Origin of the sequence: Pseudomonas sp. RGB (genome assembly GCF_007713445.1) — a bacterium.
Lineage (GTDB): Bacteria > Pseudomonadota > Gammaproteobacteria > Pseudomonadales > Pseudomonadaceae > Aquipseudomonas.
The window spans coordinates 38,207-47,650 of sequence record NZ_VMSH01000018.1 but is presented as its reverse complement, the minus strand read 5'-3'; the positions used below and the strand labels follow the sequence as shown (position 1 = coordinate 47,650).

General features: G+C 62.7%; 7 protein-coding genes and 1 pseudogene. 4 read left to right on the top strand and 4 right to left on the bottom strand.

Going from position 1 to position 9,444, the window contains the following annotated elements:
• Window positions 1-318: 318 nt before the first annotated feature.
• Genes FPT15_RS26180 through pvdM form a run of 3 tightly spaced genes read right to left on the bottom strand, consistent with a single transcriptional unit; the run spans window position 319 to window position 3,869 of the window.
• Window positions 319-1,191, bottom strand: a complete 873-nt coding sequence (locus FPT15_RS26180) for a formylglycine-generating enzyme family protein (RefSeq protein ID WP_145165722.1) — start codon at window positions 1,189-1,191, stop codon at window positions 319-321.
• 29 nt (window positions 1,192-1,220) lie between these two features.
• Window positions 1,221-2,501 (bottom strand): aminotransferase class V-fold PLP-dependent enzyme, encoded by a 1,281-nt coding sequence (locus FPT15_RS26175; protein WP_145165721.1) that lies wholly within the window; start codon window positions 2,499-2,501, stop codon window positions 1,221-1,223.
• An 18-nt stretch (window positions 2,502-2,519) separates the two neighbouring features.
• Window positions 2,520-3,869: a pyoverdine-tailoring dipeptidase-like protein PvdM gene (gene pvdM, locus FPT15_RS26170; protein ID WP_145165720.1), complete on the bottom strand. Its 1,350-nt coding sequence runs from the start codon at window positions 3,867-3,869 to the stop codon at window positions 2,520-2,522.
• Between the two features lie 142 nt (window positions 3,870-4,011).
• Here pvdM and FPT15_RS26165 point away from each other — a divergent pair, with 142 nt between their 5' ends.
• Entirely contained in the window at window positions 4,012-5,631 is a 1,620-nt protein-coding gene (locus FPT15_RS26165; protein WP_145165719.1) for a PvdJ/PvdD/PvdP-like protein, read from the top strand.
• Here FPT15_RS26165 and FPT15_RS26160 read toward each other — a convergent pair.
• Window positions 5,624-6,725 (bottom strand): annotated as a pseudogene (locus tag FPT15_RS26160) (DUF1853 family protein). The gene FPT15_RS26165 and the pseudogene FPT15_RS26160 overlap by 8 nt on opposite strands.
• On the opposite strand from FPT15_RS26160, the gene FPT15_RS26155 reads away from it, so the two are divergent.
• Genes FPT15_RS26155 through FPT15_RS26145 form a run of 3 tightly spaced genes read left to right on the top strand, consistent with a single transcriptional unit; the run spans window position 6,717 to window position 9,444 of the window.
• A complete protein-coding gene (locus FPT15_RS26155) occupies window positions 6,717-7,607 on the top strand; it encodes an NAD(+) kinase (RefSeq protein ID WP_010210870.1) in 891 nt (296 codons plus the stop codon). The pseudogene FPT15_RS26160 and the gene FPT15_RS26155 sit on opposite strands and share 9 nt — an antisense overlap.
• On the top strand, window positions 7,604-8,578 hold the full coding sequence (locus tag FPT15_RS26150) for a metallophosphoesterase (protein WP_178119752.1): 975 nt from the start codon (window positions 7,604-7,606) through the stop codon (window positions 8,576-8,578). The genes FPT15_RS26155 and FPT15_RS26150 overlap by 4 nt, the downstream gene beginning before the upstream one ends.
• Complete coding sequence (locus FPT15_RS26145) at window positions 8,575-9,444, top strand: rhomboid family intramembrane serine protease (RefSeq protein ID WP_145165716.1); 870 nt, start codon at window positions 8,575-8,577, stop codon at window positions 9,442-9,444. Before FPT15_RS26150 ends, FPT15_RS26145 begins: the two co-directional genes overlap by 4 nt.

The following is a 9,444-nucleotide window of genomic DNA, read 5'->3' as shown; positions in this document are numbered from 1 at the left end:
TTTCTACCTGATGTACGCAAGGCAAAATGTGGGAGCGGGCTTGCCCGCGAAGGCGGCGGCCCCGTCGATACAGGGGTGACTGACACACCGCTATCGCAGGCAAGCCAGCTCCCACATTTGAACGGTGGCGGTCTTGACGGCTTGCGCACGACCCTAAGCCCAGCCGCCCAGCCATTGCCGCGAACCCTTACCTGGCATACGCAAGGCAAAATGTGGGAGCGGGCTTGCCCGCGAAGGCGGCGGCCCTGGCGATAAAGGGATGACTGACCCACCGCTATCGCAGGCAAACCAGCTCCCACATTTTGAACGGCGCCGCGCTTAAAGCTCGCGCACTACCCGAAAGCCAATCCAGTCGCCGCGCGTTTGCGGGTAAATATTGTTGCGGTTGCCCGAGCGTGAAAACACGGGCGCTTCGCCCCAGTCATTGCCGCGGATCTGGTAGCTCTCGCAGTTCGGTTCGACCCAGGCGCTGCCGTCGGTAGGCGCGCCGACGTAGTTGGGGTGCTCGCAGTCGGCAACCCGCTCATAGACATTGCCGTGCATGTCGTACATGCCGAACGCATTCGGCGGGTAGCTGCCCACCGGCGAGGAATAGCTGTAGCCATCCGCCGGGCCGTAAGTGTTGGCATGTTCGGCGATGCTGTAACCCTTGCCCTCATCGAAAGGAAACGGAAACGGCCCGGTGGTGCCCGCACGCGCCGCATATTCACGTTGCGCTTCGCTGACCATCTGGTACTTCTGCCCGGTCTTTTTCGACAGCCAGGCCACGTAATTTTTGATGTCGTCCATGTCCATGCACACCGCTGGCTGGCGCGGGCCTTGCGGGTAGCGTGGCTTGCTGGCGATGCATTCGCGCCCTGGGCGGGTGTCGCCGTCGGCGATCTTGACGCCGGTCTGGCGGATATAGCTGTCCCATTCACCGGCGGTGATATGGAAGCGGCTCATGGCGAAGGGTTTGGCGAAGGTCACCTCATGCATCGGGCCTTCGTCGGGCTCGCGGCCGACTTCGTCTTCCGGGGTGCCCATGGTAAAGGTGCCGGCCGGCAGCACGACCATTTCCGGGCAGTCCTTGCAGTCTTTGAATACTTTGCCCGGTTGCGCGGTGGCGGCCTGGGCCAGGCCTGGCAACAGTGCGCCGCACAGGGCGGTCAGCGCCAGGGCAGTGAGGGGCTTGAGGCGGGATGGAGTCATGTGGGCATCTCGTTCAAAGGAAAAAGGGTTCACAGCCGTTGGCTCAGCAAACTCATGAAACGCTGGATCTCATCCGAGCTGTTAAGCAGACCGGGGGAGGTGCGAATCACAGGGCCGACATCGCGGTCTACCGCATCGATCACCACGCGGTTTTTCATCATGTGGGCGACCACGGCCTCGCTGTCCTGGCCCTTGACGCGGAAGAAGGTAAAACCGGCGGAGAGATCAGGGCTGCGCGGCGTCACCAGTTCGATCTGCGAGTGAGCCAGCAAACGGCTTTTCAATTCGCTGTTGAGCGCGTGAATGCGCGCCTGCACTTGCGGCTTGCCCAACTGCAAATGCAGCTTGAACGCTTCGTCCACCGCCCAGCGATGCTCAAAAGCGTGGTAACCGCCGGGCGTCATGGTAGTGGCGAAGTTGGTGTCTTCGGAGAAGGTCGGCACCATCGGCGTCACGTATTTGTTTTCGGCGTCACGGGCGCACACCAGGCCGGTACCGCGCGGGCCGAACATCCATTTATGTGTGCCGGCGATAAAGAAGTCGCAGTGCATGTCGGGGAAGTCGAGGTTTTCCACGCCAAAACCGTGCACGCCGTCCACCACGTAGAGAATGCGGTCGTTTTCATCGCGGTGACGGTTGAGTGCATCCACCAGCCTGCCGATCTCGCCAATCGGAAGTTTCACGCCGCTGCCCGACTGCACCCAGGTCATGCCAAGCACGCGGGTGTTGGGGCGAATATTGCGCTGGATATTGCCGAGGATTTCGTCGGCAGACACGCGATTGGCGTCTTCGAACAGCCTGAACCGGCGCACCTGCGTGCCTTGCTTGAGCACGCGAAAATCCAGGACGTTCTGGGTGGCGTAATGCTCGTGCACGGTGGTGAGGATTTCCTGGTCGGGCCGCAGCTTTATCCCGCCGTAGATCATCGCCAGCCCTTCGGAGGTGCTGCCGGTGAGGGCAATTTGCGCCGGCTTGGCGTTCAAGTAGCGACCGGCCCATTCCCGTACCTGGCCTTCGCGTTTCCAGGTTTCCTCAAGACCCCAATCCATCGCCAGCCCTGGGTTACGGTCGATCTGCTGGCGGTAGCGGTCGATCGCCTCGCGCACCGGCCTGGGGTGCGAGGCCACCAGGAAGTTGGAGAAGTGCAGGTAGTTCGGGTCCTGGTTGAACAGCTGTTTCAATCCCGTCCATGGGTCGTTAGCAGCGGGTGCCGGGTTGTCGGCCAATGCTTGAGGTATCAGCGCAGCGCCCAGCGGCAGGCTGGCGGCGAAGACACCAGCCTGTTTGAGAAATGTACGGCGATCAGTCATGGACGTGCTTCTAGGTGGTTAGCGGTTAGCCAAGGGCTTGGCGGCTTTTTGTACCTGGTCCCACACCCGCAGGAAGTTGCCTCCCCACAGCTTGGCGATGTCGGCTTCGGAGTAGCCACGCTGGATCAGCTCGGCGGTGACGTTGCGCACCTCGCCGACGTTCTCCCAGCCCTGGATGCCGCCGCCGTCGTTGAAGTCCGACGAGATGCCGACGTGATCGATGCCGATCTTGCGCACGGTGTAGTCGATGGCGTCGCCCCAATCCTTGAGGGTGGCCTTGGGTTCTTCTTCGAGAATGCCGTACAGGCCCTGGGCGTACTGGCCGAACTTCTGCTCGGGCCAGGCGGCAATGATTGCGTCGCCGGGCATCAGGGCCATGGCCAGGTTGGGCAGCGGCGGCAGGTCGAACCGCGCGCGCAGGGCGTTGAGTTTGTCCTGGGTTGGCTGGCTCAGCGGACGCAAATAGGCCGGGAAGCCCACCACTTGAACCACGCCGCCGCTGTTCTTGATCAGTTGCAACTCCTTGTCGCTGAGGTTGCGCGGGATATCTACCGAGGCGCGCGGCGCCGAGTGGGACGCCACCATCGGCGTGCGGCTCAATTGCGCCACCTGCTCCAGGGCTTTGGTCGACATTTGCGACACATCGATGATCACGCCCAGGTCATTGAGGCGATGCACCGCCTGCTGGCCGATGGGCGACAGCCCTTCGAGGGCGTCGGTCGAATCATTGAAAAACGGCAATGGGCGCGACGAGTCGGACCAGGCGTTATTGCCGATATAACTGAAGCCAAACATGCGCATGCCGCGCGCCGCCCACAGGTCCAGTTGGTTCAGGTCATCGCCCAGCGGGTAGGCGTTGAGCATGCTGATAAAGATCGCGAACTTGCCTTCACCGTGCAGGCGGCGCAAATCGTCCGGGGTGTAGGCGATGCCAACCTGGTTGGGAAAGTCGCGCACCATGCCGGAGATGATCTTGTAGCGCACCTCTTGCTCGTGGCGGGCCTCCTCGACAAAACCGTCGGTGGGCTTATGCGGCGCGTTGGGGCCGTTCCAGATTTCCGGCCAGCCGAAAATCGTCAGGGCTGCGCCCGACAAGCGCCCGCGTGCTGCCTTGGCCAGGTCGAACTGGCCGCTGCCATCTTTGTCGGCCTCATTGCCGGCCGTGCCGAAATCCATCGGCACCGTGATGTGGCTGTCGAACGACAGCAGGCGGTCCTGCATTTCATTGGCTTGCTTGATCACCTCCAGCGGGTAACCGGCATTGCCGCGAAACCAGTGGTCCCAGACCAGAAAGCCGGCCCCGGCGCCGATGGCCAATGCCAGCGGCAGGCCGATCAACAGCGCCTTTTTTGAACGTGGTTTTGTCATTGCCATCTCAGTCAGTTGAGGCCTTTGCTATCAGGGAAGAACGAGCCATCGCCGGGGAAATTTAGGCCCGCGTGGCGCGGCGGTAAATTTTCGAAGGCTGCAAACGTTCTAGCTCTGATTAAGCCGTTTCCTAAGGTAGACAATGACGATCTCTCGACGTGGGTTCATCGCAGGCCTGGCGCTGACGGGCGCTGCCGTGCCGGCGGCCTTTTATGCCCATCGCGAGCTGACGCGTGAAGAAGAATTCCCCATTACCCCGGGCGAGGCCACGGTGGATTTGGCCGACACTGAAGGCCAGCACTTGGCGAACATTTTGCGCGGTGTGTGGAGCCTGCGCCTGGAAGGCCGCGACGCCGGGCTAAAGGGCTTGCCGCTGCAAGGCCTGGAACTGCTGCTGGACATCGCCCCGCGTGGCCGTGGCCTGCGCGGCTACCTGGACACTGCTGAAAACCTGCGCGCCGAAGGTGAACCGCGTTACCGCGTACTCGGTGACGTGCTGACAGGCGAGGGCGCCTTGCTTTACTGGCGCCTGATCGACCGCGAGGCGGCCGACGGCGCACCGGCCTATGAATTCAAGATGACCCTCGATGAAGTCTGGGCCGACTTCGCTAACGCCGGCAGCAGCACCCTCAGCGGGCAGATCCTCAACCTTGATCGCCCCTTGGCGTTGACCGAGCGTGACAACCGCTTTATCGCCCACAAACAATTGTTTCCCGAAGCCCGCCAACGCATCGGCCTGAACCCGACGCTGCTGGCCTGGCTGATTTCGCCGGAGCACCGCCTGTTTCACCAACTCTGGCACGCCACCCGCGACCAGTGGCACAAGCTCTCGGAAGAAAAACGCGACGCCTTGCGCGGCATCGGCTGGCAGCCCGGCCCGCGCGGCCAGGAACGCGACGCCCGTGGCAAACGCAAAGATCGCAACGGCTCGGGTATCGACTTTTTTTTCATGCACCGCCATATGCTCGGCACTGCGCGTTCCATGCAAGATTTGCCGTCGTGGCCGCAATTCCCCGAGCCGCAGCCGGCGCTGGAACGCGACCGTCTGGGCTTTGTGCGTTACTTCGATAACCACGACGGCTTCGCGTTGCCGCCCTGTTGGTCGGCGCCGGATGACAGCGAATACACCCAGTGGGTCAGCGATATCAAGGCGGCCCAGACTTACCACAGCAACTTTCAGGTCTGGGAATCCCAATACCGCGACCCGCGTTACCTGGCCAAGCTGAGCCTTGGGCAATTGGGTTCCGAGATGGAATTAGGCCTGCACGACTGGCTGCACATGCGCTGGGCCTCGGTGCCCCGTGACCCGTCCAACGGCGCGCCGGTGCCGTTCGCCCGTGACCCATCGGACTTTGCCGCGCGTTGGTATGCGGCGGAGAACGATTTTCTCGGTGATCCGTTTTCATCCCATGTAAACCCGGTGTTCTGGCATTTTCACGGCTGGATCGATGACCGCATCGAGGATTGGTTTCGCGCCCACGAGCGCTTCAACCCCGGTGAGGTCAGCCGGCTGGAAGTCAATGGCGTGAACTGGTTCGCGCAGGGGCGCTGGGTGGAGGTCGGCGATCCGTGGCTGGGGCCGGACACCCACGGCTGCAGCACCACGCCGGGTTTGCAGATGGGCAGGTCGATGGAGATGGACCCGGAGACCATGAAGCTGGCGCTGCGTATTACCTTTGCCGCTGAGGACGAAGGCTTGCAGGCATTGTTCAAGCGTGTGCCGAGGCGGCCCTGGTACGCACGGCACCTGAAGGTCAAGTAACGCCTGGGACGTTGGGCCAGAGATCGGCCACCAGGAACAGGCGTTCGGCTTCTTCCCAATCCTCGCCATTGCGAACCATGCGTACCAGAAGCTGCGCCGGCGCCATCGGGTCAAGTGCCGCCAGCCAGCCGTGCATTTGCTCCTCACTCCACACCTCGTCCTGCGGGTAATGCGCCGGCGCAAGCCAGGCATGCCTGGGCAGCGGTTGCCAGCGCCCCGGCGGGCTGGCACTGACCAGCGCCGGCCAATCACGTTGATGCAGCCAGCGCCCCCGCAGATGCTGCGGATGGGCGCCGTGAGGGGGTTCGGCCTGGCCGGGCCAGGGATAGAGCAAATACCCGCCGAGCCACAAATGCGCATCGAACTGCTGGATATCCAGCGCCGCCAATGCCTCGCGGCTTTCCGCACGCGCTGAAATCGGCAACTGATGCTGAGCGAGGTGTGCCAGTTTGCGGTCCAGCCGATCATGGCACCCCGGCCCCAGCCATTGCGCGGCGTCCAGGCCGTTGCCGTCCTGCGGCCCGAGATACAGTTTGATCGCCAGTTCCAGGTGGTGCACGCCATCGCGGTCGCGCAGCAGCATGTCCAGCTCGCCCAAGGTATGCCCGGCGCGGCGGATCGGCAGGTTGGCGGCGAGCAATTCCACGCCCGGCGCATGCTGCACGGCAAATTGCCACAGGCGCTCGTAATACAGGCCCAGGCGCCGTGTGCGGGCAAGGCTTAGCCAGTGCTGCAAGGCGCTGCTGTCTTGATCGAGCGCGCGTAACCATCGCTCCAGCAGATGCGGTGCCTGCACCCACTCGCTGCCCGCCAGCGGGTGGCGCTGCGGCCAGGGCGTTTGCGCGAGCATCGGCGGGGCAAGCATCACCCACGCCAAATCGCGCACTTCGGGGTGGCGCAGTTGGCGGGGCAGGTTGTGCAAATCCGGGAACACAGTCATGGTCCGAGCATAGCCGTTTAACGTCTGTACAGGTGGCTGAGAACCATTGTCATCAAGGGTTCGCGGCGACAAAGGATTTTGCCTGACGCGGCCTTTCGCCCATAATCGTTGTTTTTCGCCACACCCCAAACCCCGCAGGAGCCCCATGGAGCAATTTCGCAATATCGGCATTATCGGTCGCTTGGGCAGTACCCAGGTGCTGGACACCGTCCGCCGACTGAAAAAGTTTCTGCTCGAGCGCCACCTGCACGTGATCCTCGAAGACACCATCGCCGAAATCCTGCCGGGCCATGGCCTGCAAACCTCGTCGCGCAAAATGCTCGGCGAAGTCTGCGACATGGTGATTGTGGTCGGCGGTGACGGCAGCCTGCTCGGCGCAGCCCGGGCGTTGGCGCGGCATAACGTGCCGGTGCTGGGGATCAACCGCGGCAGTTTGGGGTTCCTGACCGATATCCGCCCCGATGACCTGGAAGTCGAAGTGGCCAAGGTGCTCGACGGCCATTACCTGGTCGAAAACCGCTTCCTGCTGCAGGCCGAAGTACGCCGCCACGGCGAAGCCATCGGCCAGGGCGACGCGCTCAACGACGTGGTGCTGCACCCCGGCAAGTCGACGCGGATGATCGAGTTCGAGCTGTATATCGACGGCCAGTTCGTGTGCAGCCAGAAGGCCGACGGCCTGATCGTGGCCACGCCGACCGGTTCCACGGCGTATGCGCTGTCGGCCGGCGGGCCGATCATGCACCCCAAGCTGGATGCCATTGTGATCGTGCCGATGTACCCCCATATGTTGTCCAGCCGGCCAATTGTGGTCGATGGCAACAGTGAGCTGAAAATCGTGGTGTCCAAAGACATGCAGATCTACCCGCAAGTCTCCTGTGACGGGCAGAACCATTTCACCTGCGCCCCCGGTGACACCATCACCGTGAGCAAAAAGGCGCAGAAGTTGCGGTTGATCCACCCGCTGGACCACAACTATTACGAAGTGTGCCGGACCAAGTTGGGCTGGGGCAGCCGCTTGGGGGGTGGAGGCGACTGATGCTCGATCCCGCGCGTAGCTACGACCTGATTGGTGACGTGCACGGTTGCGCTCATACCCTTGAGCACTTGCTCGACCGGTTGGGCTACCACAAACAGGGCGGCACCTGGCGCCATCCGACGCGAATGGCGGTGTTCCTCGGCGATATCATCGACCGTGGCCCACGCATTCGCGAGGCGCTGCACATCGTCCACGACATGGCCGAGGCCGGCCAGGCGCTGTGCATCATGGGTAACCACGAGTTCAATGCGCTGGGCTGGAGCACACCCGCGCCGCCGGGCAGTGGCAAGCAGTTTGTGCGCGAACACAACCCACGCCACGCGCGGTTGATCCACGAGACCCTGACCCAGTTCGAGCACCACCCGGCCGACTGGCACGACTTTCTCGGCTGGTTCTATGACATGCCGCTGTTTGTCGATGCCGGGCGTTTCCGTGTGGTGCACGCGTGTTGGGACGAGGGCTTTATCCAGCCGCTGCGCGCGACGTTCCCGGATGGCTGCATCGACCAGCACTTTCTGCAGGCCGCCGCCGTACCGGGCAGTTTTGCCTGCAACGCCTTCGACCGCCTGCTGCGCGGCACCGACATGCGCCTGCCGGATGGCCTGACGCTGACCGGTGGCGATGGGCTGACGCGCTCGTTCTTTCGCACCAAATTCTGGGAAGACGACCCGAAAACCTATGGCGACATCGTGTTCCAGCCCGATGCGCTGCCGGAGCCGGTGGCGCGTACGCCGCTGTCGTCCAGCGAAAAAAATTCCCTGCTGCGTTATGGCGTCGACGAGCCGTTGCTGTTCGTCGGCCATTACTGGCGCAGCGGCAAACCCGCGCCGATCCGCCCGAACCTGGCCTGTCTGGATTACAGCGCTGTGCTGTACGGTAAGCTGGTGGCGTATCGGCTGGACCAGGAAACCCAGCTGGATCCGCGTAAATTTGTCTGGGTCGACGTTGAGCGCCCTGAGGTTATTTCATGAGCACCGTAGCTGTTTTGCGCTTGCCGCTGAGTGTCGACCTGGCGGGTTTCGTCAAGTTGCTGCAACGCATGCAAGTGCCCCATCGTGTCAGCGAAGAGGCCGGCGAGCAGGTGCTGTGGGTGCCCGAAACCATCAGCGACGACGTGCGCGTGTTGTACCAACGCTTTCCCGACGGTGACCCGGACCAGCAACTGGACATCCCCGAGCGGGCGCCCGTTACGCGTCCCAGCTTTGTTCAGCAGGTACGCCACAGCCCGGTGACGGCGCTGGTGCTGCTGGCGAGCATCATTGTCGGCGCGGTGACGTTGCTGGGTGAAAACCTGCAAACCATGAGCTGGCTGACGTTTCTGCCGTTCCATGTGACGGGCGAGTACCTCCAGTTCACGCCATTTGCCCAGACTATGGCGTCGGGGCAATGGTGGCGGTTGGTCACGCCGATGCTGATCCACTTCGGCATCCTGCATTTGGCCATGAACGGCATGTGGTACTGGGAACTCGGCCGGCGCATTGAAGTGCGCCAGGGCAGTATCAACCTGCTGGGCCTGACCCTGCTGTTCAGCCTGGTTTCCAATTACGCGCAATACGCCTATGGCGGCCCGAGCCTGTTTGGCGGCCTGTCCGGCGTATTGTATGGCTTGCTCGGGCATTGCTGGATTTTCCAGTTGCTGTCGCCCAACCCGGCTTATCGCCTGCCTCGCGGGGTGCTGGCGATGATGCTGATATGGCTGGTGCTCTGCATGTCGGGGCTGATCTCGATGATCGGTTTCGGCGAAATCGCCAACGCGGCTCATCTGAGCGGCTTGGTCATCGGTTGCCTGACGGGTTTGCTGGGTGGGTTGTACAACCGCCGCAAAGCCTCCATTTGA